Source organism: Nocardioides sp. cx-169 (assembly GCF_021083605.1).
Lineage (GTDB): Bacteria > Actinomycetota > Actinomycetes > Propionibacteriales > Nocardioidaceae > Nocardioides.
Map to the genome: position 1 here is coordinate 93,410 of NZ_JAJNRO010000008.1, position 23,432 is coordinate 116,841.

At 72.2% G+C, this 23,432-nt stretch carries 21 protein-coding genes; 13 read left to right on the forward strand and 8 right to left on the reverse strand.

What is annotated here, in order from left to right; genetic code table 11:
* The first annotated feature begins 7 nt into the window (after nucleotides 1-7).
* Genes LRP67_RS12630 through LRP67_RS12655 form a run of 6 tightly spaced genes read left to right on the forward strand, consistent with a single transcriptional unit; the run spans nucleotide 8 to nucleotide 5,645 of the window.
* Complete coding sequence (locus tag LRP67_RS12630) at nucleotides 8-616, forward strand: hypothetical protein (RefSeq protein ID WP_231270522.1); 609 nt, start codon at nucleotides 8-10, stop codon at nucleotides 614-616.
* Nucleotides 613-2,103: an aldehyde dehydrogenase gene (locus LRP67_RS12635; protein ID WP_231270523.1), complete on the forward strand. Its 1,491-nt coding sequence runs from the start codon at nucleotides 613-615 to the stop codon at nucleotides 2,101-2,103. Before LRP67_RS12630 ends, LRP67_RS12635 begins: the two co-directional genes overlap by 4 nt.
* Complete coding sequence (locus LRP67_RS12640; protein ID WP_231270524.1) at nucleotides 2,100-2,852, forward strand: SDR family oxidoreductase; 753 nt, start codon at nucleotides 2,100-2,102, stop codon at nucleotides 2,850-2,852. The genes LRP67_RS12635 and LRP67_RS12640 overlap by 4 nt, the downstream gene beginning before the upstream one ends.
* Nucleotides 2,849-3,697 carry an NAD(P)-dependent oxidoreductase gene (locus LRP67_RS12645; protein ID WP_231270525.1) on the forward strand — a complete coding sequence of 283 codons (849 nt, stop codon included), beginning with the start codon at nucleotides 2,849-2,851 and terminating at the stop codon, nucleotides 3,695-3,697. Before LRP67_RS12640 ends, LRP67_RS12645 begins: the two co-directional genes overlap by 4 nt.
* The gene (locus LRP67_RS12650) at nucleotides 3,694-4,077 is read left to right on the forward strand and encodes a carboxymuconolactone decarboxylase family protein (protein WP_231270526.1); all 384 of its coding nucleotides are present in this window, start codon (nucleotides 3,694-3,696) and stop codon (nucleotides 4,075-4,077) included. Before LRP67_RS12645 ends, LRP67_RS12650 begins: the two co-directional genes overlap by 4 nt.
* A complete protein-coding gene (locus LRP67_RS12655) occupies nucleotides 4,074-5,645 on the forward strand; it encodes an alpha/beta hydrolase domain-containing protein (RefSeq protein WP_231270527.1) in 1,572 nt (523 codons plus the stop codon). The genes LRP67_RS12650 and LRP67_RS12655 overlap by 4 nt, the downstream gene beginning before the upstream one ends.
* A 6-nt stretch (nucleotides 5,646-5,651) precedes the next feature.
* Here the strand turns inward: LRP67_RS12655 and LRP67_RS12660 are convergent, their stop codons facing one another.
* Complete coding sequence (locus LRP67_RS12660) at nucleotides 5,652-6,689, reverse strand: MerR family transcriptional regulator (protein ID WP_231270528.1); 1,038 nt, start codon at nucleotides 6,687-6,689, stop codon at nucleotides 5,652-5,654.
* Between the two features lie 78 nt (nucleotides 6,690-6,767).
* Entirely contained in the window at nucleotides 6,768-8,135 is a 1,368-nt protein-coding gene (locus LRP67_RS12665) for an FAD-binding oxidoreductase (RefSeq protein ID WP_269211520.1), read from the reverse strand.
* A 71-nt stretch (nucleotides 8,136-8,206) separates the two neighbouring features.
* On the opposite strand from LRP67_RS12665, the gene LRP67_RS12670 reads away from it, so the two are divergent.
* The 3 genes from LRP67_RS12670 (at nucleotide 8,207) to uvrB (ending at nucleotide 12,638) form a co-directional block, all read left to right on the forward strand.
* On the forward strand, nucleotides 8,207-9,145 hold the full coding sequence (locus LRP67_RS12670; RefSeq protein WP_231270530.1) for a DNA-3-methyladenine glycosylase: 939 nt from the start codon (nucleotides 8,207-8,209) through the stop codon (nucleotides 9,143-9,145).
* A gap of 17 nt (nucleotides 9,146-9,162) precedes the next feature.
* The gene (locus LRP67_RS12675) at nucleotides 9,163-10,422 is read left to right on the forward strand and encodes a phospholipase D-like domain-containing protein (protein WP_308189745.1); all 1,260 of its coding nucleotides are present in this window, start codon (nucleotides 9,163-9,165) and stop codon (nucleotides 10,420-10,422) included.
* Between the two features lie 71 nt (nucleotides 10,423-10,493).
* Nucleotides 10,494-12,638 carry an excinuclease ABC subunit UvrB gene (uvrB, locus tag LRP67_RS12680; RefSeq protein ID WP_231270531.1) on the forward strand — a complete coding sequence of 715 codons (2,145 nt, stop codon included), beginning with the start codon at nucleotides 10,494-10,496 and terminating at the stop codon, nucleotides 12,636-12,638.
* Here uvrB and LRP67_RS12685 read toward each other — a convergent pair.
* On the reverse strand, nucleotides 12,595-13,674 hold the full coding sequence (locus LRP67_RS12685) for an AbrB family transcriptional regulator (protein WP_231270532.1): 1,080 nt from the start codon (nucleotides 13,672-13,674) through the stop codon (nucleotides 12,595-12,597). The two genes, uvrB and LRP67_RS12685, sit on opposite strands and share 44 nt — an antisense overlap.
* A 61-nt stretch (nucleotides 13,675-13,735) precedes the next feature.
* Here LRP67_RS12685 and LRP67_RS12690 point away from each other — a divergent pair, with 61 nt between their 5' ends.
* Both LRP67_RS12690 and LRP67_RS12695 read left to right on the forward strand, forming a co-directional pair.
* Nucleotides 13,736-14,170 (forward strand): VOC family protein, encoded by a 435-nt coding sequence (locus LRP67_RS12690; RefSeq protein WP_231270533.1) that lies wholly within the window; start codon nucleotides 13,736-13,738, stop codon nucleotides 14,168-14,170.
* A gap of 18 nt (nucleotides 14,171-14,188) precedes the next feature.
* On the forward strand, nucleotides 14,189-15,472 hold the full coding sequence (locus LRP67_RS12695; protein WP_231270534.1) for a nitrate/nitrite transporter: 1,284 nt from the start codon (nucleotides 14,189-14,191) through the stop codon (nucleotides 15,470-15,472).
* A 40-nt stretch (nucleotides 15,473-15,512) separates the two neighbouring features.
* On the opposite strand, the gene LRP67_RS12700 is transcribed toward LRP67_RS12695, so the two are convergent.
* Nucleotides 15,513-16,274: a hypothetical protein gene (locus LRP67_RS12700; RefSeq protein ID WP_231270535.1), complete on the reverse strand. Its 762-nt coding sequence runs from the start codon at nucleotides 16,272-16,274 to the stop codon at nucleotides 15,513-15,515.
* A 179-nt stretch (nucleotides 16,275-16,453) separates the two neighbouring features.
* On the opposite strand from LRP67_RS12700, the gene LRP67_RS21485 reads away from it, so the two are divergent.
* On the forward strand, nucleotides 16,454-19,474 hold the full coding sequence (locus LRP67_RS21485) for an AAA family ATPase (protein ID WP_269211521.1): 3,021 nt from the start codon (nucleotides 16,454-16,456) through the stop codon (nucleotides 19,472-19,474).
* A 24-nt stretch (nucleotides 19,475-19,498) separates the two neighbouring features.
* Here LRP67_RS21485 and LRP67_RS12715 read toward each other — a convergent pair whose 3' ends face one another.
* The gene (locus LRP67_RS12715) at nucleotides 19,499-19,960 is read right to left on the reverse strand and encodes a hypothetical protein (RefSeq protein ID WP_231270536.1); all 462 of its coding nucleotides are present in this window, start codon (nucleotides 19,958-19,960) and stop codon (nucleotides 19,499-19,501) included.
* A 201-nt stretch (nucleotides 19,961-20,161) separates the two neighbouring features.
* On the opposite strand from LRP67_RS12715, the gene LRP67_RS12720 reads away from it, so the two are divergent.
* Complete coding sequence (locus tag LRP67_RS12720) at nucleotides 20,162-20,530, forward strand: MmcQ/YjbR family DNA-binding protein (protein ID WP_231270537.1); 369 nt, start codon at nucleotides 20,162-20,164, stop codon at nucleotides 20,528-20,530.
* A gap of 48 nt (nucleotides 20,531-20,578) precedes the next feature.
* On the opposite strand, the gene LRP67_RS12725 is transcribed toward LRP67_RS12720, so the two are convergent.
* The 3 genes from LRP67_RS12725 to LRP67_RS12735 form a co-directional block, all read right to left on the reverse strand.
* Entirely contained in the window at nucleotides 20,579-21,871 is a 1,293-nt protein-coding gene (locus tag LRP67_RS12725; protein ID WP_231270538.1) for an HNH endonuclease signature motif containing protein, read from the reverse strand.
* A 232-nt stretch (nucleotides 21,872-22,103) separates the two neighbouring features.
* Entirely contained in the window at nucleotides 22,104-22,766 is a 663-nt protein-coding gene (locus LRP67_RS12730) for an ion channel (protein WP_231270539.1), read from the reverse strand.
* On the reverse strand, nucleotides 22,763-23,326 hold the full coding sequence (locus LRP67_RS12735; protein WP_231270540.1) for a DUF1707 domain-containing protein: 564 nt from the start codon (nucleotides 23,324-23,326) through the stop codon (nucleotides 22,763-22,765). The genes LRP67_RS12730 and LRP67_RS12735 overlap by 4 nt, the downstream gene beginning before the upstream one ends.
* Nucleotides 23,327-23,432 lie beyond the last annotated feature (106 nt).

The window sequence follows — 23,432 nt, forward strand, 5'->3', positions numbered from 1 at the left end:
GAACCAGATGAGCGAGTTCACCCGCGCCGAGATCGACGAGTTCTGGCAGGGCTGGCTGGAGGCCAACCGCGAGGCCGAGCGCCGCCGCGACTGGCGGGTCCTGGCCGACCACTACGCCGAGGAGGCGACGTACGGGTGGATGTACACGCCCGACGAGCACTTCATGGCGGTCGGACGCGCGGAGATCCGCGAGCTCGCGATCGGCCAGGAGATGGCGGGCCTGGACGGCTGGCACTACGACTACCAGGCCACCGTCGTCGACGAGCGGACCGGCATGATCGTCGGGTTCTGGAAGCAGCGCTCGGGGATCACGAACGACGAGACCGGCGAGGAGTACGAGATCCTCGGCATCGGCGGCTCCTGGTTCGGCGTCGGCCGCAACGTCGACGGCAGCCTGGAGTTCGCCTGGCAGCGTGACTGGTTCGACCTTGGATCGACCGCCCAGACGTTCCTGGCCATCGCCGCCTCCGGCAAGGCGCCGCCGGGGCTGCTCGACCGCATGGGGGTGCACGGCCCCTCGCAGCCGGGCCACTACCGGCTCCAGGACCTGCCTTCGCCGGTCTGGCCGCCGCCGGTCGAGCGCGGCGACTTCGTGGTCCAGGACCGGCCCTCATGACCCTGCGTACGCCGCCGCCCCAGCTGCTCGTCGACGGCAAGCTCACGCCCGCCGGCGACGGCACGACGTACCCGGTCCTCGACCCGGCCACCGGCCTGGAGATCGGCCAGGCGCCCGACGCGACCGCCGCCGACGTCGATGCCGCGATCGCCGCGGCGAGGAGGGCGTTCGACGAGTCCGACTGGTCGAGCGACGTGGCGCTGCGGGTGCGCTGCCTGCGCCAGCTTCACCAGGCGCTGCTCGACCACGCCGACGACGTCCGCGCGCTGACCACGGCCGAGGTCGGCATGCCCGGCTTCATGATGGGCGCGGCCGGCTTCGACGTACCGGTCGAAGGGCTGCGGTGGGTGACCGACCTGCTCGAGTCCTACGAGTTCGAGACCGACCTCGGGGTCGCGGAGCCGATGGGCATCCCCTCGCGGCGCACGGTCCGCCGGGAGCCGATCGGCGTCGTCGCGGCCATCACTCCGTGGAACGTGCCGACCCAGATCAACCTGGCCAAGGTCGGGCCGGCCCTGGCGGCGGGGTGCACGGTCGTCCTCAAGCCGGCGCCCGACACCCCGTGGCTGGCGTGCGAGCTGGGACGCTTGGTCGCCGAGCACACCGAGATCCCGCCCGGTGTCCTCAACGTCGTCACACCGCGCTCCGACCAGGTGGCCGCGGTGCTCTCGACCGATCCGCGCGTGGACATGGTGTCGTTCACCGGCTCCACGGCCACGGGCCGCGCGATCATGGCGGCCGCCGCGCCCACGCTGAAGAAGGTGTTCCTCGAGCTGGGCGGCAAGTCGGCCGCGATCGCGCTCGACGACGCCGACGTCGCGGCGGTCGCCGGTGCCACGGCGCTCACCGCCTGCATCCACGCCGGCCAGGGGTGCGCGATCACCACCCGGCTGATCGTCCCGCGCGACAGGTACGACGAGGCTGTCCAGGTCGCGGCGGCGACCATGGAGTCCATCGGCGCCAAGGATCCCGCCGATCCCGGCGCGATCTGCGGTCCCGTGATCTCGCAGGCCCAGCGCGACCGGGTCGAGGCCTACCTGCGGCTGGCGGTCGAGGAGGGCGGCACCTTCGCCACCGGGGGCCACGTCATCGACCGGGACGGCTTCTGGGTGCAGCCCACGGTCGTGGCCGGCCTCGGCAACGACTCCACCCCGGCGCAGGAGGAGATCTTCGGCCCGGTGCTCGTCGTGATTCCACACGACGGCGACGACGACGCCGTCCGCCTGGCCAACGACTCGCCGTACGGGCTCTCCGGCTCGGTCGACTCCGGCTCGCTGGAGCGGGCCAAGGCCGTGGCGGCCCGGATCCGCACCGGCACGCTCTCGGTCAACGGCGGCGTCTGGTTCAGCCCGGACGCCCCGTTCGGCGGCTACAAGCAGTCCGGCCTCGGCCGTGAGATGGGCGTCGCCGGCTTCGAGGAGTACTTGCAGATCAAGACCATGGCTGAGCCCGCACCTCGACCAACGTCATCAAGGAGACATCAATGAGCAGGCGTTTCCAGGACAAGGTCGTCATCGTCACCGGCGCGGCGCAGGGCATCGGAGAGGCGTACGCGAGGGCGCTCGCCGCGGAGGGCGCGGCAGTGGTGGTCGCCGACGTCAACGCCGAGGCGGGGGAGAAGGTCGCGGCCGGCATCAACGAGACCGGGGGCCGGGCGCTCTTCGTGCCGACCGACGTGTCCTCGGCGGAGTCGGCGAACGCGATGGCCGAGCAGACGGTCGCGGAGTACGGCGGGATCGACGGGCTGGTCAACAACGCCGCCATCTACGGCGACATGCAGTTCGACCTCCTCCTCACCGTCGACTGGGACTACTACCGCAGGTTCATGTCGGTGAACATGGACGGCGTCCTGGTCGTCACCCGTGCGGTGTGGCGGCACCTGAAGGCTCGAGGCGGCGGCTCGATCGTCAACCAGAGCTCGACGGCGGCCTACCTCTACTCCGGCTTCTACGGGCTGGCCAAGACCGGCGTCAACGGCCTGACCCAGCAGCTCGCGCACGAGCTGGGCGGCATGGGCATCCGGGTCAACGCGATCGCCCCCGGCCCCACCGACACCGAGGCCACCCGCACCCAGGCGGGCGACGCGGCCCAGGACCTGGTCAAGGGGCTGGCCCTCAAGCGCATGGGTCAGCCCGAGGACATGGTGGGCGCCTGTCTGTTCCTGCTCTCGCAGGAGTCGGCCTGGGTGACCGGCCAGATCCTGGCGGTCGACGGCGGACAGACGTTCCGGCCATGACGCGCGTCGGCTTCGTCGGTCTCGGCAACATCGGCAGGCCGATGGCGCTGCGGCTCGCGTCGGGTGCCGACGACCTGCACGTGCACGACGTGGCGCCGGAGCCCGTCGCGGAGCTGGTCGCAGCGGGGGCCACTGCCGCCGGCAGCGTCGCGCAGGCCGCCGCCGAGTCCGACGTGCTGTGCGTGATGGTGCGCGACGACGACCAGGTCCGCGAGGTGCTCGACGAGGCGCTCGGCGCAGCCCACCCGGGGCTGGTGGTGGCGGTGCACTCGACCGTCTCGCCATCCGCCCCGCACCGGCTCGAGGCCGCCGCCGCCCGCCACGACGTCCTGGTGGTCGACGCCCCGGTCAGCGGAGGAGCGATGGGCGCGGCAGATGGGACCCTGGCCATCCTGGTCGGCGGCTCCGGGCCCGCGTACGCCGCCGCGCGCCCGGTCCTGGAGCGCATGGGCTCGCTCGTCGTGCACGCCGGCCCGATCGGCGCCGGGACCCGGATGAAGCTCGCCCGCAACCTGATGCACTTCGTGGCCTTCACCGCCGCCACCGAGGCGCAGCGGCTGGCCGAGGCGTCCGGGCTCGACCTCAGAACGCTCGGGAAGGTCGTGCGCCACACCGACGCCGTCACCGGCGGTCCGGGGGCGATCATGCACCGCGACACGGCCGCGCCGATCCCCGAGGACGACTTCTGGTTCGGCGTCCTCGACCACGTCCGCGCGCTCGGCGAGAAGGACCTGCGCTTCGCCACGGACCTCGCCGACCAGCTCGGGGTCGACGTCCCGCTCGCCCGCCTCGCCCTCGACCGGCTCGGCCCCGGACTCGGCCTCCCACCGCAGGAGCACTCATGAGCGGCAAGTTCGACGACCTCCCCGAGCAGCGCCGACGCGGGCTGGAGCGGATGGAGGAGGTCTACGGCTTCGAGATGACCGACGGCGAGGGGGACTTCTTCGGCTACACCGCCGACCACCTCTTCGCCGACATCTGGGAGCGCCCGGGGCTCACCGACCGGGACCGGCGGCTGCTGCTGATCGGGCTGCTGGCCGGCACCGGCGGCGCCGACGTCCTCGGCATCCAGGTGCCGGCCGCCCACGCCAACGGCGAGCTCTCGGAGGCGGAGCTGCGCGAGATCGTGATCTTCCTGTGCCACTACGCCGGTTGGCCCCAGGGCGCCCGGCTCAACTCGATCGTCGAGGAGACGATCGCCAAGGCCCGTCGGGAGCGGTCGTGAGCGACCGGTCCACCCTGGCCGCGCTGCCGCCCGGCGACACGGGCCTCGGCGGCGCCCGGCCGGGCCCCGACCTCGCGGCGGTGGGCTACACCGAGACCGAGCACGCCGCGTCCGGCACGGCGGTCTCCTACGCCGCCGACGAGCTCGCGCCCGACGGCCGCTGGACGCTGCGCGAGGCCGCGTCCGCGGCGTACGTCACCCGCGTCGTCGTACGCCGCCCGGATCCCGCCACCGCGAGCGGGACCCTGGTCGTCGAGTGGCTCAACGTGAGCAGCGGCAGCGACGTCGCGCCGGGGTGGACGTTCTACGCCGAGGAGGTCGTGCGCCGCGGCCACGCCTACGCCGCGGTGTCCGCGCAGCACGCGGGCGTCGAGGGCGGCCTGTCCTCGGTCTCGGTCGGCGGCATCGGCAGCCCGGGACTCAGCGGCCGCGACCCAGTCCGCTACGGCGCGCTCAGCCACCCCGGCGACGCGTTCGCCTACGACCTCTTCACCCAGGTGGCCCGCGCCGTGGCCCACGACCTGGGCGCGACCAGGGTGCTCGCGACCGGTGAGTCGCAGTCGGCCTACGCGCTGACGACGTACGCCAACGGCGTCCAGCCGCGCGAGGGGCTCTTCGACGGGCTCCTGGTGCACAGCCGTGGGGGAGCGGCGCTGCCGCTGGGTCGGCCCGGTGCCGGCCTGCCCATGGCGGAGGTCGTCGGCGGCACCCCGACGCGCCTGCGCACCGACCTCGACGTCCCGGTGGTGGTCGTCCAGACCGAGACCGACCTGTTCGGCCGGCTCGCGTTCCTGCCGGCCCGACAGCCCGACCACGAGCGGCTGCGCACGTGGGAGCTCGCGGGCACGGCGCACGCCGACAAGCACATGATCGGCGAGTTCGAGGAGCTCCTCGGCTGCCCGGTGCCGGTCAACCGCGGCCAGCAGGCCTTCGTCCTGCGTGCCGCGCTGCACCACTTGGAGCGCTGGGCTCGCGGCGGCCAGGCGCCACCTCACGGCGAGCCGCTCGCCGTCGACGGCGACGCGTTCGTGCTGGACGAGGTCGGCAACGTCCGCGGGGGCGTCCGGTCGCCGGCGGTGGACGCCCCGGTCGAGGTCCTCTCGGGGCTGACCCTGCCCGGTGCGTCGGTGATCTGCGAGCTGTTCGGCAGCACCGCCGACCTCCCCGCCGACCGGCTGGCGGAGCTCTGGCGCGACCGCGAGCACTACCTGGCGGCGTACGCGGAGGCCGCCGACCGCGCCGTCGCCGCCGGGTTCGTCCTCGCCGACGACCGGGCAGAGCTGCTCGCCGACGCACGCCCGGGGCGGCTCGGGGGCGCCGCTTGCTCACGCATGCGACCGGCCGGGAGGGGTACCAGCGGTGACATCGATGCCCCCGGGCACCCCGATCACGACCGAGGAGGAGCACCCATGACCGAGCAGAGCGGCGGGCGCGGCGCGGCCGAGGAGAACACCGGCGTCGCGGACACCCCGGAGGAGCACGAGGGTCCCTCGTCGCCCTCCTCGACCCCCGGCGGTGAGGAGTCGCGGGCCGACGGCTTCGCCGAGCAGGCCACGGGCAACGACTGAGGCAGGTCAGCTCGCCAGGTCGACCACGACGACGCTGTAGTTGTCGGGCGCACCGGCGTCCTCGACCGCCGCGGCCACCGCGGCCGCCACCGTCTCCGCGTCCTCGTCGCGCGACAGCAGCGCGTCCAGGTCGGGGCCGAGCACCGCGTGGACCCCGTCGGTGGTCAGGACCAGCCGGTCGCCCGCCCGTACGTCGGTCCGCGTCACGTCCGCGTCGGCCGGGGTGCCGGGGGCCAGCGCCCGGTTGAGCAGAGCGCGGTGCTCGTGGACCCGGGCCTCGTCGGGGGTGAGCCGGCCCTCTTCGACCAGCGCCTGCACCGATGTGTGGTCGCGGGTGAGCGCCCGGACGGCGCCGTCGCGGACGCGATGTCCCCGAGCGTCGCCCACGTGCCCCAGGTGCACCTGACCGCCGACCAGCCAGAGCGCGGTGAGCGTCGTCCCGTCCTGGTCGCCGGCAACGTCCGCGACGGCGGCGAAGGCGCGCGCGAGCCGCTCGCGCAGGACCGTGCCGGGGGACCCGTCGGGCGCCGCGTCCAGGTCGGTCATGGCCGCCACCGCGGCCTCGGCGGCGGCGGGCGAGGCGCCGAAGCCGTCGGCGACCGCGAACACGCGGCTGCCCGCGTGGACCACGTCGAGCTGGGCGTCGCGCGCTCCCCGTCCGTGACGGACGGCGGCGTGGGCGTGGAGATGGTGGGTGGGGGTCATGGCGTGCTCCTTCGTCTCGAGCTCCAGGACGAGGGTGGCGACGACGCCGCGCCGAGAGGCGTGATCCGCGTCGACCTGCGACCAGTAGGCCGCGACCAGACCGGCGCGCTCGGCCGGGTCGGCCTCGCACACCTCACGGATCCGCGCGAGCGGCATGCCGACCAGCCGGAGCCGCGCCACCAGGCGGGCCCGGTCCAGCTGGGCGGGCGCGTAGAGGCGGTAGCCGCTCGATCGGTCGACCTCGGCCGGACGGAGCAGGCCGAGCTCGTCGTAGAGTCGCAGTGCCTTGGCGCTCAGGCCTGCCGCGCGACCGAAGTCGCCGATGGTCAGGAGGTCCACGTCGTCATCCTCGTCCCCGGTGCGGTTCACCGGTGCCGCCACCCTGGGCCCTGCCCCGGGGGCAAGGTCCAGACCCGTTCAGAGCACCTTGCCCGGATTGAGGATCCCGTGCGGGTCCAGCGCCGCCTTGACGGCCCGCTGCATCGCCATCACCTGCGGCGACAGCTCGCGCGCGAGCCCCTGACGCTTGAGCAGGCCGACGCCGTGCTCGCCGGTGACCGTGCCGCCGAGCGCGAGCGCGTCGTCGATGATCTGCTCGAACGCCGCCTCGGCGCGGGTCCTCGCGGCGGCGTCGCCCGCGGGCGTGACGATCAGGGGATGCAGATTGCCGTCGCCGGCGTGGGCGACGTTGGCGATGAGCACGTCGTGGTGGGCGGCGACCCGCTCGATACGCGCCAGCATCTCGGGCACGGCGGCCGTCGGCACGCACACGTCCTCGGTGAGCACCGGTCCGAGCCGCTCCAGCGCCGGGTAGGCGAGCCGGCGTGCGGCGAAGAGCGCGTCGGCCTCCTCCTGGTCGGTCGACGCGGCCGCCCAGGTCGCCCCGGCGCCGGTGAACGCCGCCAGCATCGCCTCCGCCTCGGCCTCGCCGGCGACGCCGGGAGCATCGGAGCGGCCCAGCAGGACGACGTTCGCATCCACCGCCAGGCCCATGCCCTTCCACGCGTCGACCGCCTCGAGGCAGTGCCGGTCGACGAGCTCCAGGGCCGACGGCACGATCCCCGCGGCACCGACCGCCTCGACGGCGCGGCCCGCGTCGACGACCGAGTCGAAGTAGCCCGCGACGGTGCGCTCCTGCGCTCGCGTGGGCCGCAGGCGGACCGTCACCTCCGTGACGACGCCCAGCGTCCCCTCCGAGCCGACCATCAGGGACGTGAGGTCGTAGCCGGCCACCCCCTTCGCGGTGCGCCGGCCCAGCCGCACCACCTCGCCCAGGCCGTTGACGACCTCCAGCCCGAGCACATAGTCGCCGGTGACGCCGTACTTCACGCAGCACAGCCCGCCGGCGTTGGTCGCCACGTTGCCGCCGATCGTCGACCAGGGCGAGCTTGCGGGGTCGGGCGGGTACCACAGGCCGCGCTCTGCGGCGGCCGCCCGCAGGTGGTCGTTGACGACCCCAGGCTGCACGACGGCGAGCCGCTCGACCGGATCGATCTCGCGGACCTCGGTCATCCGCTCGGTGGACAGCACGACGCACCCGTCGACGGCGTTGGCACCGCCGGACAGGCCGGTCCCGGCGCCGCGGGTCACCAACGGCGTCGCGTGCTCGAGGCAGGCCAGCACCACCGCTCGGACCTCGGCGGTCTCGCGTGGCCGCACTAGCGCGACCGGCGCGCCGTATGCCGCCCACTCGGCCCCGTCGTGGGCGTAGGACGCGGTGACGTCGGGGTCGGAGGTGACCCGCTCCGGTGGGAGGACGGCCTCGAGGTCGCTCAACAGCGTCATGGCGCTCATGTAACCGCACGGGTCACCGGCCACGCCACGACACGTCCGAGGCCGCCCGTAGGCTCGTGAGCATGGTGGACGACGGGCGCACCCGGGCATGGCGGCCCGCGTGGCCGTGCTCGGTCGCCGCGGTGCTGCGACCGCACCGTCGCGGCGCCGGCGACCCGACGTACCGCGTCGACGAGGCGGGGCGCCACTGGCGCGGGATCCGGACGCCGGACGGCCCGGCGTCCCTGTCGGTCGAGGCCCGTGCCCGCCACGGCGACGTGCTCGCGCGCGCCTGGGGCCCCGGGGCGGAGTGGGCGCTGGAGTCGGTGCCGGCCATGCTCGGCGCCGAGGACGACTGGTCCGGCTTCGAGCCGCGGCTGCCGGTCCTGGCCGAGGCGCTGCGCCGCCACCCGCACTCCCGGGTCGGCCGCACGGGCCTGGTCATGGAGGCGCTGGTGCCGGCGATCATCGAGCAGAAGGTGACCGGGCAGGAGGCCTTCGCCGGGTTCCGGATGCTGGTGCGCCGCTTCGGCGAGCGCGCCCCCGGCCCCGGCCACGACCTGGGGCTGTGGGTGCAGCCGACGCCCGAGCGGTTGCGGCAGATCCCCTCGTGGGAGTGGCTGCGGCTGCACGTCGACCCCGCCCGCTCCCGCGCGATCGTCACCGTGGCGCGAGTCGCCGACGCGATCGAGCGCACCGCGAGCATCGCCCCCGAAGAGGCGGAGGCCCGCCTGCGCTCGCTGCCCGGCATCGGGGTGTGGACCTGCGCCGAGGTGCGGCAACGGGCGTTCGGCGACTCCGACGCGGTCTCGTTCGGCGACTACCACGTCGCCAAGGACGTCGGCTGGGCCCTCACCGGCACGCCGTTCGACGATGCCGCGCTCGAGGAGTTCCTGGAGCCGTGGCGACCCCACCGCGGACGGGTCGTCACCCTCGTCTACCTGGCCGGGCTGCGCCGGCCCCGCCACGGGCCGCGGATGGCGCCGCGCACGCATCTCCCGGCCAAGGTGACTCGCACGTGACCCACTAGATTGGGCCCGTGGTCACGCGCAGCAACGCTCTCGCCCAGGCGCTGAGGATCGCCCGCAAGACCCTGATGTGGCTCCTGGCAGGCCAGCTCGCAGTCGCCGTCAGCATGTCGCTCGTCGACTCCTACCGGCGCCGCGGCAAGAAGCCCCGGCCCTTCCCCGTCACCGCGCCGAGCACGGTCGAGGTCGGCGACGGCACCGTCACGACCTACACCTACGGCAGGGACCTGTACGCCGACATGCTCGCCGCCATCGACGGCGCACAGCGGCAGATCCTCTTCGAGACCTACATCTGGAAGGGCGACGAGACGGGGGAGCGGTTCAAGGCCGCGCTGGCCGCCGCGGCCGATCGCGGCGTGGAGGTCTACTGCATCTACGACGGCTTCGCCAACCTCGTGGTGTCACCGGTGTTCAAGAGCTTCCCCGACAACCTCAAGGTGCTGCGCTACCCGGTGTACGCCGCCGGATGGCGCTTCTTCGACCTCGCCCGCTACGGGCGCGACCACCGCAAGATCCTGGTCGTGGACGACCACGTCGGGTTCGTGGGCGGCTACAACATCGGGTCGGCGTACGAGACCGAGTGGCGCGACACGCACCTGCGCATCACCGGGCCGGCCGTCTGGGACCTCAAGCGCGCCTTCGCCGACTTCTGGAACCTCAACCGGCGCCGCCGCCTGCGTGCCTCCGAGCGGCCGCTGCTGCTCGAGACCGCCTCGACGTGGGAGCCGCGGATCCGGGTGCACCGCAACATCCCCCGCCTGTGGATGTTCCCGATCCGCTCGGTCTACATCGAGGCCATCAACCGCGCCAGCCGCAACGTGTGGCTGACCACCGCGTACTTCACCCCCGACCAGGACTTCGTCGACGCGATCCGGGCCGCGGCCAGGCGCGGTGTCGACGTGCGGCTGCTGCTGCCCCTGAAGTCCAACCACATCGTGGCCGACTGGATCTCGCGCGGCTACTTCAGCCAGATGCTCTCCGACGGGGTCCGCATCTTCCGCTACCGCGACGCGATGGTGCACGCCAAGACGGCCACCGTCGACGGCACCTGGACCACGGTCGGCACGGCCAACATCGACCGGCTCAGCCTCACCGGCAACTACGAGGTCAACGTCGAGGTCATCGACGAGGCGCTCGCCCAGCAGCTCGAGAAGGTCTTCGCGACCGACGAGTCCCACGCGCTGGAGCTCACGAGCCCCGAGTGGGAGGCCCGCGACCTGCACCGCAAGTTCACCGAGTACTTCCTCGCGCCCCTGCGCCCCCTGCTCTGACCCCCTGCTCCGATCCCCGCTCCACACGCACGGTCGGGAGCGCTGTCGGTGGCCGCCCGTACGCTGGACCCATGCGTCCCGTCACCGATCTCGAGCGTCGTCTGGCCCCCTTCAAGGTGGAGGCCGACTACGAGCCGAGCGGCGACCAGCCGACCGCGATCGCGGAGATCACCAAGCGGATCAACGGCGGCGTCCAGGACGTCGTCCTGCTGGGCGCCACCGGCACCGGCAAGACCGCGACCGTAGCCTGGGTGGCCGAGCAGATCCAGCGCCCGATGCTGGTGCTGCAGCCCAACAAGACGCTCGCCGCCCAGTTCGCCAACGAGCTGCGCCAGCTCTTCCCGAAGAACGCGGTGGAGTACTTCGTCTCCTACTACGACTACTACCAGCCCGAGGCCTACGTCCCGCAGACCGACACCTACATCGAGAAGGACTCCTCGATCAACGAGGAGGTCGAGCGGCTGCGCCACTCGGCGACCAACTCGCTGCTGACCCGCCGCGACGTGATCGTGGTGTCCACGGTGTCCTGCATCTACGGCCTCGGCACCCCGCAGGAGTACGTCGACAGAATGCTGCGGCTCAAGGTGGGCGAGGAGCGCGACCGCGACTCGATCCTGCGCCAGCTCGTCGAGATCCAGTACACCCGCAACGACATGTCGTTCACCCGCGGCACGTTCCGGGTGCGCGGGGACACCCTGGAGATCTTCCCGGTCTACGAGGAGCACGCCGTCCGGATCGAGTTCTTCGGCGACGAGATCGAGCGGCTGATGACCCTGCACGCGGTCACCGGCGAGGTCCTCACCGAGGACAACGAGCTCTACGTCTTCCCGGCCACCCACTACGTCGCCGGCCCGGAGCGCATGGAGCGCGCCATCCGCGGCATCGAGCTCGAGCTGGAGGACCAGCTCGCGGCGTTCGAGAAGCAGGGCAAGCTGCTCGAGGCCCAGCGCCTGCGCATGCGCACGACCTACGACATCGAGATGATGCGCCAGGTCGGCTCGTGCTCGGGCATCGAGAACTACTCGATGCACATGGACGGGCGCACCCGGGGCTCGGCGCCCAACTGCCTGCTCGACTACTTCCCCGAGGACTACGTCGTCGTGATCGACGAGTCCCACGTCGCCGTGCCGCAGATCGGCGGCATGTACGAGGGCGACATGTCCCGCAAGCGCAACCTGGTCGACCACGGCTTCCGGTTGCCGAGCGCCATGGACAACCGGCCGCTGCGCTGGGAGGAGTTCCTGGAGCGGATCGGCCAGACCATCTACCTCTCGGCGACCCCAGGCAACTACGAGCTGGACAAGGTCACCGGCCCCGACGGCGAGCCGGACACCGTCCAGCAGATCATCCGCCCGACCGGGCTGATCGACCCGGAGGTCGTCATCAAGCCGACCAAGGGCCAGATCGACGACCTGATCCACGAGATCCGCACCCGCGCCGACAAGCACGAGCGGGTCCTGGTCACCACGCTGACCAAGAAGATGTCCGAGGACCTCACCGACTACCTCCTCGACGCCGGCATCCGCACCCGCTACCTGCACTCCGAGGTCGACACCCTCAAGCGCATCGAGCTGCTGCGCGACCTGCGGCTGGGGGAGTACGACGTGCTCGTGGGCATCAACCTGCTCCGCGAGGGCCTCGACCTGCCCGAGGTGTCCCTGGTCTCGATCCTCGACGCCGACAAGGAGGGCTTCCTGCGCTCGGACAAGTCGCTGATCCAGACCATCGGCCGCGCTGCCCGCAACGTGTCGGGCCAGGTGCACATGTACGCCGACAAGATCACCCCGTCGATGGAGAAGGCGATCGACGAGACCAACCGTCGTCGCGCCATCCAGGTCGCCTACAACACCGAGCACGGCATCGACCCCACGCCGCTGCGCAAGAAGATCGCCGACATCACCGAGATGCTCGCCCGCGAGGACGAGAACACCCAGGAGCTGCTCCAGACCTGGGCCGGCACGGCCGCCTCCGGCCGGGCCGGGGGAGTCAAGGCCAAGCAGCCGGTGCCGGGCCTGTCCAAGGCGGCGGCCGGCCAGCACGCCAAGGACATCGCGGGACTGCCGAGCTCCGAGCTCGCGTCGCTGATCCAGGAGCTGACCGACCAGATGAAGAACGCCGCCGCCGAGCTGCAGTTCGAGCTGGCCGCGCGCCTGCGCGACGAGATCGGGGACCTCAAGAAGGAGCTGCGTCAGATGATGGAGGCCGGCGCGCGCTGAGCCATGGCGCCAGCAGCGGCATCAGCAGCAGGATCATCACCAGCCGGAAGAGCTGCGCCGCCATCACGTAGGTGACGTCGGAGCCGCTGTCGGCCGCGATCGCCAGCACCGCGAACAGCCCGCCTGGCGTGGTGGCCAGGTACGCCGTCAAGGAGTCCACCGAGGTGAACCGGGTCAGCGCCGCCCCTAGCAGGGCGGTGAGCGCCAGCATGGCCACGATCAGCAGGGTCACGACCGGGAGCATCCGGGCGATGGAGGCCAGGCTCGCCCGGGTGAAACGCAGGCCCACCTCCACGCCGATCAGTGCGTAGCCGGCCCACTGGACCGGATCGGGCACCGCGACGTCGCCCAGCCAGCCCGAGGAGGCGATCACCGCCGCGATCGCGAGCGGCGCGAGCAGGGTGGCGGTGGAGACCCGCACGAGGCGGGCGAGGAGCAGTCCGCCGCCCACCGCCGCCACGACGTACACGAGGTCGATCGCGAGCGGCCCGTCCGCCGTCGACAGCACGCCCTGACCGGTCTCGGGGTGGAAGACGACCGCGATCACCAGGGGGAGCGTCACCAGGACGACGAGCACCCGGAGGTACTGCACGACCGTCACGACCCGCTCGTCGGCGCCGAGCTCCCGCGAGATGGCCACCACTCCGGACGCGCCGCCGGCCACCAGCGCGAACGTGCCCGTGACCAGGGAGACGTCGCGACGCAGGGCCAGCAGCCAGCCGGCGAACAGGCTGATGCCGATGGTGCCCAGGGTCACCAGCAGGACCGGCCCCAGCTCTCCTGCGATCCGGCGCAGCGCCTCGACGCTGACGAGGGTGCCGATGGTGGCACCGATCACGCCCTGCCCGATCCGGAACGCGATCGGCGGGACCCGGATCTCGGTCGGCGACGTCAGTGCATGGGTCATGCCGCCGAGCAGGGACCCGAACAGCACGGCTGAGGGGACCCGCATCAGCGAGAACGTCAGCGTCAGCACGATGGTGGCGACCAGGACCAGGGCCGCACCCGCCAGCGGGGTGCGCGCCGCTGCGTTCATCTACTCACCTTAGGAGCCGCCTGGGCGGGTGCTGTCGGTGGCGATGCCTATCGTCGCCGACATGGACGTACGACAGATTCAGGTGACCTTCGACTGTGCCGATCCCCGCGCGCTCTCCCTCTTCTGGAACGCCGCCCTCGGCTACGAGCTGCCGCCGCCCCCACCCGGCTTCGGCTCATGGGACGAGTTCTCGGAGTCGCTGCCGCCCGAGCAGCGCAACAGCGCCTCGGCGTCGGTGGACCCCACCGGCGCGGGGCCGCGGCTGTTCTTCCAGCGCGTGCCCGAGCCCAAGTCCGTGAAGAACCGCGTGCACCTCGACGTCCGGGTCGCCCCCGGGCTCGAGGGGGACGAGCGGATGGCGGCCCTGGAGGCCGAGTGCGAGCGGCTGATGGCGCTCGGCGCCACCCGACTCGCGCGCTACGAGCCGGCACTGCCGATGAGTCACGGGTTCCTCGTGCTGCAGGATCCCGAGGGCAACGAGCTCTGCCTGGACTGAGGCCCTTAGGCTGGACCGGTGAGCGAGGCACCCACGGCGAGGGCCGTCTGGCTGGTGTGGGGCGTCGGGCTGCTCACCTACATGGTGGCGGTCTTCCATCGCTCGTCCCTGGCCGTGGCGGGGCTCGCCGCCTCCGAGCGCTTCGACATCTCCGCCTCCCAGCTGGCGACGTTCACGATGCTGCAGCTGCTCGTGTACGCCGGCATGCAGATCCCCGTCGGCCTGCTGGTCGACCGGTTCGGCTCCCGCAGCGTCCTGCTGGCCGGGACTGTGCTGCTGGTCGTCGCGCAGACCGGCTTCGCGCTCGCGGAGAGCTACCCCGTGGCCCTGCTGGCGCGCACCCTGGTCGGCATCGGCGACGCGCTCACCTTCATCTGCGTCCTGCGGCTGGTGAGCCGATGGTTCCCCTCGCGGCGGGTCCCGCTGGTCACCCAGCTCACCGGCACGCTCGGCCAGCTCGGCGCCCTCGGGGCGGCGATCCCGATGACCTGGGCGCTGAGCCGATGGGGTTGGACCCCGGCCTACCTCGGTGCCGCCGGGCTCGGCCTGGCGCTCGCGGTCGCGGCCCTGCTCGTGGTCCACGACTCGCCCGACGGCCGCAACCTGCGCGGGCCCCGCATGTCGCTGTCGGCGGCGGGCGCCAGCCTGGTCGCGTCATGGTCGCACCCCGGCACCCGGCTGGGCTTCTGGATGCACTTCACGACGCAGTTCAGCGCCACCGCGCTGACGCTGCTGTGGGGCTACCCGTTCCTGGTGCGGGGCGAGGGCCGGACGCCGCACGAGGCGGGGCTCCTGCTCTCGCTCATGGTGGTCGTCGTGATGGTGAGCGGCCCGGTGCTGGGTCTCCTCATCGGCCGCCACCCGTGGCACCGCTCGAGCATGGTCCTCGGCATCGTGGCGGCCATCGTGGCCGCCTGGACGGTGGTGCTGCTCTGGCCGGGCGAGGCGCCGCTCCCGGTGCTGGTCGTGCTCGTCCTCGTCGCCGGAGTCGGCGGCCCCGCCTCGATGATCGGCTTCGACCTGGCTCGCACCTCCAACCCGGTCGAGCGTCTGGCGAGCGCCAGCGGGATCGTCAACCAGGCCGGGTTCACGGCCTCGCTGGTGCTCGTGGTGGCCATCGGGGTGATCCTCGACTGGCAGACGCCGGGTGACAGCACGGCCTACACACCGGAGGCGTTCCGCTGGGCGATGAGCGCCCAGTACGTCCTCTGGGGTCTCGGAGCGCTGCAGATCTGGCGCTACCGCCGGCAGGCGCGTGCGGTTATCGACCGTACGCAGCTGGAGGCCGGAGTTCTCGCGTAAGCCGTACGAGCCCCGGCCTGGGACGAGCGCGCCCGCTCCCTCAGGGCCGCGCGACCATCGTCCCCAGCGTCCCCTGGAACGAGGCGAGCCGAACCGTGCGGAACGCCGGGTGCCTCGCGGTGAGATCGGCGACCCTCACGCGGCCCTCCCTCGGGCTGGGGCAGAGCACCCGCTCGACGTCCTTCTGACGCACGGTGACAGCCATGACGCCGTCGACGAGGAAGCGGACCAGGAACTGCTCGCCGAGCCTCTGCGAGGGCGGCACCTTGACCAGCGCGCACGTCAGCCCCGCCTGCCCACCGAGGTCGACCCGCGGCACCAGCCGACCACCCGCCCTGACGTGCCGGATGCTGCCGTTGGGCCGGGTGAGGAACGGCGAGAAGACCATCGTGTCGCGGCCGCGGTCCCCGATGAAGGCGTCGCTGCCGTCGCCCGGTGACCAGATGTTGATGTCGTCGCCCGCGTCGCCCAGCAGTACGTCGCTGTTCGGGGAGGTGAACCGCTCGGGACCGCCGATCAGGATGTCGTCACCACCTCCACCCACGAGGGTGTCGGAACCGCGGTTGCCCTGGAGGAGGTCGTCGTTGCCGCGCCCGATGAGGACGTCGGTCGCCTCCATGTGCTGCTTCGCCGCCACACCCGGCGGCTGGATGAACGGATTGGTGGCGACATCGCTGTCTTGACCCCGTGTCACGTCCTTGCCCGCCGTGCCCGGGGCCACGGTGGCGGTCGCACCGACGGTGGACAGGGCGAGTCCGGCGAGGACCGTCGCGACGATGAACCGTGCACGTGCTGTCTTCATGTGCTTCCCCTGTGTCGTGCCGCGTCCCGATTGGAGGCGGTCTGTCCACCACAGTGGGTCCGCGGAGGCGTGGTGCCCATAGGGAAGTCACCTCAGATCCGGCCCGAACGTGCGGCAATCTCGTTGCCCCCGCGCCGCGGGCGGGGGATCATCGAGACCTGACCCCCTCGGGAGGGAGCATGCTCCGCACGTCGACCGCGCCACCGATGTTCGGCCGGGACGCCGAGCTGGACCGGCTGCTGCACGAGGCGGGCGCGGCCCGGGACGGTTCACCGCGCGTCGTCCTGGTGGCGGGGGAGGCCGGGGTCGGCAAGAGCACCCTGTGCCAGACCCTCCTCGCCCGGCGGGACGGGCTCAGCGTCATCGGTCACTGCCTGCCGCTTCAGGGCGAGTCGATCCCCTTCGCCCCGGTCGTGGGGACGCTCAGGGGTATCTGCCGCTCTCTGGACGACGAGCACCTCGGGCGGTTGCTCCACTGGTGGCCGGTCGAGCTGGACTCCCTGTTGCCGGTCGGCGTGGTGGACCCCGAATCCCGCCGGTTCTCGTCCAAGGCAACCGGCCGGTCGGCCCAGTCGCGGCTCTTCGAGTGCTTCCTCAGCCTTCTCGGCGACCTCGCGGCGGACACGGACGTGGCGTGGCTGGTCGAGGACGTGCACTGGGCCGACCGTTCGACCCTCGACCTGCTCGCCTTCCTGGCGCGCAACCTCACGGCCGAGCGGCTCCTGCTGCTGGTGACCGTACGGACCGACGAGCTGCACCGCGAGCATCCCCTCCGTGGCTGGCTCCACGAGACGGGCCGGCTTCCCGGGGTCACCCGGCTCGACCTCCCGCGCCTGGACCGCGCGGCCACCGGTGCCCAGCTGCGCAGCATCGCTGCCGCCTCCTCGGCGGAGCACACCGTCGACGAGGCGCGGATCGACGCGCTCTTCGAGCGCTCAGCCGGGAACCCCCTGTTCAGCGAGGAGCTCCTGGAGTGGACGAACGCGCCCGGCCGGCCGCTTCCGGGAAGCCTGCGTGACCTCGTGGCCGCTCGTCTCGCCACGCTTCCGGCGAGGACGAGGCGGTTCCTCGACGTGGGAGCCGTGCTCGGGACCTTCGACCTGCAGCTGCTGGCCGAGGTGACGGGGGCCTCCGAGAAGGACGCAGAACATGCGGTCCGTGCTGGGGTGGACCGGCACCTGCTGGAGCCGGTGGGAGCCACGTCGTTCGCCTTCGTCCACCCCGTCTTCCGAGACTGCCTGGAGGCCGAGCTCCTGACCGCGACGCGCAGGAGCCTGCACGAGGCGGCGGCCCGCGCCCTCGAGGCGCGTGAGGAGGATCCGGCAGACGCGTTCGAGACCAGCGGGATGGTCGCCCACCACTGGGAGCAGGCGCACGCCGCCGGCCCGGCCTTCCGTGCCGCGGTCCGAGCCGGGCTGGCCGCCGAGCGGCTGTGCGCCTTCGCCGAGGCGGACGACTTCTTGCGGCGCGCGCTCACGCTGGGTGAGCGGGACGACGTCGACCCGGACGGTTCTGGCCTGACGGAGTACGACCTGCTTCTGCACGCGGCGGAGGTTGCCCACCTCGCGGGCGACGACGCGCGCGCGGTCGACCTCGGCGACCGGGCGGTCGGGCTGGCCGTCGACGCCGAGCGCCAGGCGGTCGCGCTGGAGCGCAAGGGTCGCTACTGCTTCAGCGCGGGTCGGGCCGACGAGGGCGACGCGGCCTTTCGCTCCGCGCTGGCGCTGCTCCCCTCCGAGCCGTCGCAGGCGAGGGCGCGGGTGCTGTCCGGGCGTGGGTTGTTGGCGACCGGCTGGACCCGGCTGGACCTCGCGGTCGAGGTCTGCACGGAGGCGATCGAGGTTGCCCGTGCGGTGGCTGCCGAGCTCGAGGAGGGCCGAGCTCTCAACGCCCTGGGGGTGGCGACCGCCCTGCTCGGCGATCTGTCCCGGGGCATCGACCACTGCCGTCGGGCCGTCTCCCTCGCCGAGCGGCTGGACGATGCCGACGACCTGAGCCTGGCCTACATCAACCTCACCCACCTGCTCTCGTTGGCCGGCGCCTGCGACGAGGCGCTCGAGGTGGGCGCGCGCGGGTACGCCGCCCTGACCCGGGTCGGACTGGCGCGTCAGGACGGCAGCTTCCTGCAGGCCAACGTGGCAGAGGGACTGGAGCGGGCCGGTCGTTGGCGGGAGGCGGACGACCTGCTCGAGCAGGCCCTCGCCCAGCACCCGCGGGGCCTGCGGAGCTTCCCGGTCCTCGAGCACGCGGCCCGCCTCGCCCTGCACCGAGGAGAGGAGGCCGCCGACGGACTCGTCGGCCGGGCGAGAGCCGTCCTGGACGAGCACGCGGCCCCGGACTCGTGGCGTCGTGAGCTGTGCGAGGTAGAGGCCGAGCTGCACCTGTGGGCGGGTCGCCCCGCGGAAGGGCTCCTCGCCGCTCGGACCGGGCTGGACCTGATCGAGCGGGGCGACGAGGCGCGGTTCGCCGGGGCCTTGGTCACTCTGGCCGCCCGCGGACTGGCCGACCTGTCCGAGGGAGCGACGTCCGGGCACGCGGAGCGCCGGGAGCCCGGAGAGCCAGGAGAGCTCGCGCAGGCCCGGGAGGCGCTGGTCTCGCGGGCCGAGGCGATGCGGCCCAACCCCCTGGTGGGTGCCGGTCATCCGATGCCGGACGGGCGGGCGCATGAGCTGACCCTGCGGGCCGAGCTCGGCCGCGGTAGTGGAGCACAGGACTCCGGGGAGGCCTGGGTGGCGGCCGCCGCGGCGTGGGAGCGCCTGGACCGCCCGTTCCCCGCGGCCTACGCCCGGTGGCGCGAGGCGGAGGTGCGGGTGCTGGGAAAGCAGACGGGGGAGAGGCCGGTGACCGCCGTACGCCGAGCGCACGCCGCGGCCACGACGTTGGGTGCCCACCGCCTGGTCCAGGAGGTCGAGCTGCTGGCCCGCTGGGGCCGGGTGGACCTCGTGGAAGTGGCCACAGATGCCGGCCCCGTAACGGGATATCCGGGTCTGACGGCGCGTGAGGACGAGATCCTGCAGTGCCTGATGGCCGGCCGGACGAACCGTGAGATCGGCGACGACTTGTTCATCAGCGTCAAGACCGTGAGCGTCCACGTCTCCAACATCCTGCGCAAGCAAGGGGTGGCCTCGCGCGAGGAGGCCGCCCGGCTCGGCCACCGACATCGCCGGGCCGCTCCGCGCCCGGACGGGTCCGGAGCGTGACCCGGCGTCAGCGTGCACCCAGGGTCAGGGCACCAGGACGTCGACGACCCACTTGACCTGGTAGACGGCGTCGCCGTCTGCGCTTGCCAGCCTGGACGTCGCCGTGCGGGCTACGCAGGGGATCGTGGTCGAGTCCAGAACCTCCCGATTGGCGCCGTCCAGCTCGAGCAGCTTGACGCGCTCGGGCGCCACGAAGAGGTCGCTCCCGTCGGACAGCGTGTTGCGCTTCTGCCCCTCGAAGTAGGTGCGCTGCACGGTGAACGTGTTGCCGAGCTTGAGCCGGATCTCGTCGGTGCCCTGGTTGTCCTCCTGGATGTCGCGGGCCTTGACCGAGATGACCCGGATCTGGCAGAGGCTGCCGGGCGCTGCCGCCGGACTGGCGGAGGATGCGGGGGCAGCGGCGCCGGCCGGGACCGTGACCGCACCCAGCCCGGTGAGGGCGAGGGCGGTGGTACCGAGTGCTGCGAAGACGGTCTTGCTGTTCATGGTGGGTTCCCCTTCCGGGATCCTGCCCCGCGTCGGGGTGACCCGGGGACAGACTCCACGTTGCGGCCGACGCAGGCCCCGGCACATCGGGAGGCCCGCCCTAGACCTGGCCCGGCCCACCTCAGATTCGGCGCCTGCGGTCGGAGGCCTCCGCCGTGAGCGGCGCCGGCATGCAGCGCCTCGCGGTCGTAGGTTGTCGGCATGGACGTCGAGACCATGCAGGCCCACTGCCTGTCCAAGCCAGGTGCGTGGGCGGACAATCCTTGGGACCACGAGCACCCGGTGGTGAAGGTCGGCGAGGGCGAGCGCGGCAAGATCTTCGCCTTCCTCGGCGCCGAGAAGGTCGGCATCAAGGGCGGCCCCAGCCGCGAGGCCGCCGACGAGTGGCTGGACCGCTACCCCGGCGACGCCACGGTCATGGCCTACATCGGCCGCTCCGGCTGGAACGACCTGTCGTTCTCCGGCGCTATCCACGACGAGGATCTCCTCGAGGCGGTCGACGAGTCCTACCGCCTGGTCGTTGCGAAGCTCCCTCAGAAGCAGCGCCCGTCTGGCTGGGATTCGGTCTGAGCGACCCAGACATGCCTTCGGCCCCGCCGGTGGCGGGGTGTGGGGCGCTCAGGGTCTGTGGTGTTGGAGGGGTTCGGTGCCGGTGTGGTTGCGGCGGTAGGTGTGGCCGTGGGGTGAGTGCCAGACATAGGTGCCGCGGTCGAGGACGTCGTAGGTCCAGCGGCCGTGGGTCTTCAAGCGATGGTGCCCGCGGCACAGGGGTGCGGAGTTGCAGGAGCAGGTCGGTCCGCCGCGTTGATAGGGGGTGACGTGGTCGTGGTCGCACCGCTCGGCCGCTCTGGTGCACCAGGGGAACACGCAGTGGTGGTCGATGAGGTCGTCCTGCTCGACCAGGCGGTCGGGGTGCTCGTAGCTGGCGACGTGGAGGTGCTCGGCGAGGTCTCTGACGGGTTTGAGGTTGATGACGGTGTCGGGTGCGCCGCACCACTCGCGGATGGTCTCGAGCAGCACCGGTTTGCGGCCGCATCTGCCGACGGTGGCGTTCGGGTCTCCGAACACGCCGGCCTGGTGGATGTGCAGGTCGATGACTCGGGTGATCTTGATGCTCTCGGTGGTTGAGGAAGGACGAAGTCCTGTCTCGAAACCACCCTCGCTGTCATCACCGAAGGGCAGGGTGTCTTGGCCGCGGGCGAGGTCACCGGCGGCCTGGGCGCGTCGTACGTCCAACGACTCGGTGGACCCGGCGGCCTTCCGGTGCGCGGCGAGGCGGTTGATCGCGGTGTCGAGGTCGAGGGCGTCTTGGGCGTCCAGGGTGCCGTTGACCTCGATGGTGCCTTCGAGGGACATGTGGTCGGTGTGGATGTCGAGTTTGCGTCCGTCGGCGGCTTGGCGGCGTAGTTTCTCGGCCTGCTCGGGGTCGAACCTGGCCATCGCGGTGGTGATCTGTCGTTCGACCTCGGCGTAGGAGACCTTGTGCGCGCAGTACCCGAGACGGGCGTCGACGAACGCGGCACCCGCCGCGGGTAGGCACATGGTGTGCTCCGCGATCCAGCGGGCCTTCCAGAACCCGAGCTGACCGGCCTCGACGCGGGCCCAGATCCTGGGGAGGCGGTATCGGATCTCGAGTGCGGCGCCGACGTAGCGCTTGGCGGAGTCGGTGGACATCCCCAAGGCGGCGCCGAGCTCCATCACCGCGAACTCCGACACCCAGGGTGCCCCGGGTCCGGCGAGGGGGATCCCGTGGTCGCCGAACGCGGCGTCGTCTTCGTCGTGGGTCTCATGCAGCGAGCACCAGTCATGGACGAGGTGGACGCGGCCGAGCTCGGCCTCGATCGCGGCCTGGGTGTGCGCGCGGACACCGTCGAGCAGCTGCCTGCTCTGGTCGGGTCCGGGGGTGGTCATGGGTCTACTCAAGCACCCGCCACCGACAGTCGAAGGCCGAGAATGTCCTTTGTCCACAGGGTTCTGAGCACTTTCTCGACCCCCTTCGGTGGTCGAGGTGCGAAGGCGCCCTGGCGCCTGAGCCTCGAGACCCCCGGCGGCGACCTGACCGCCGTACCCCCGGGCTGGTTGTCGGGTCACCGGGTCTCGAGGCTCGTCGCTGGCGCTCCTCGCACCTCGACCACCGAGGGCGTCAGCGGCGGGAGTGGCGGATGGCGTTGAGGCCGACGAGGCGGGCGACGACGAGGGCCACGTAGAAGACCCCGGCGACCTGCTCCACCATCACGAGCGAGCGGGCGTGGTCGCGGATCGGCATGATGTCGGAGAGGCCGACGCTGGTGAGGGTGGTGAAGGACAGGTACAGCAGCTCGAACCAGCCCTGGTCGCCCTCTCCGCCGATCCCGACGAACGACCCTGGCCAGACGACCTGGGCGGCGGCGTAGACGTAGGCGAAGGCCCAGGCGACCACCGTGAAGGCGGCGCCGGTGGCGTAGAGCTCGTCGCGGGTGACCTTGTCGTCGTGGAAGAGGTAGCGGATCATCGCGTACGAGACGTAGAAGTAGAACGGCACGTGGAAGACCGCGGAGACGAGCACCACCCACTCGGTCGAGGGCTGCAGGGCCTCGAAGATCGTGAAGAACATCGCCGGCCCGCCGAGCAGGACCGCCACCCAGCTCAACGCCGGGGTACGGCGCACGGCCCAGGCCGCGAGGAACACCATCGCCATCTGCACGACCCCGACCACGGCCCGGCCGGCGACGTTGCCGTCGAGGAACGGGTAGGAGAGCACCGCCACCAGCTGCATGACCAGCAGGACCGCGGATGGGTGCTGGCGCACCGTGTGGACGGTGATCACGCGTCGTCCTCGTCCGGAGGGCTCTCGATCTCGCGTCGCCGTTGCCGTTCGAGCTGCTTGGCCTGCTTCGCCTCCAGCCGCGCGAGGTGCCGGTCGATGATCTCCTGGCGTCGCATCAGGGTCTGCGCGAGGTTGACTCCGGTGCCGGCGATGACGAAGGTCGGCCAGAAGAAGCCCCCGAACATCACCACCGACCAGATCACCAGAGAGATCGTGCTCGCCAGGAGGAATGCGGCGACCGCCTCACGGCGATCCGACTCGTACTTGCGTCGCGCCCGGGCCGCCAGGTCGGCCGAGCCGACCTGGGCCAGGCCGGCCGGTCGCGCCGGGGCGGGGGCGACCAGGTCGGAGAGGATCGGCGGCAGGTCCCCGAGCGTGCGCGCCGCCGTGACCGCATCGCTGCGCTCATCGAACTCCGTCCGGTCCAGTCGACCGTCGGCGTAGGCGATGGCGAGCAGGGCGCGCACCACCTCACGGTCCTGGTCGGAGGCCCGCAGCCCTGCGAACTGGGGGTCGCGGGGGTCGTGGGCGAGGCCCGCCCACAGCTCGTCGGCGGTCATGCTCGCCCTCGGCTGCTGGCACCGGGGAGATTCACATTCCGCATCCTAGGGAGCCGACCCGGCCCAAGCCCGGCTCCGCCGGGGCGTGGCGCGCCCGGGATGGGGA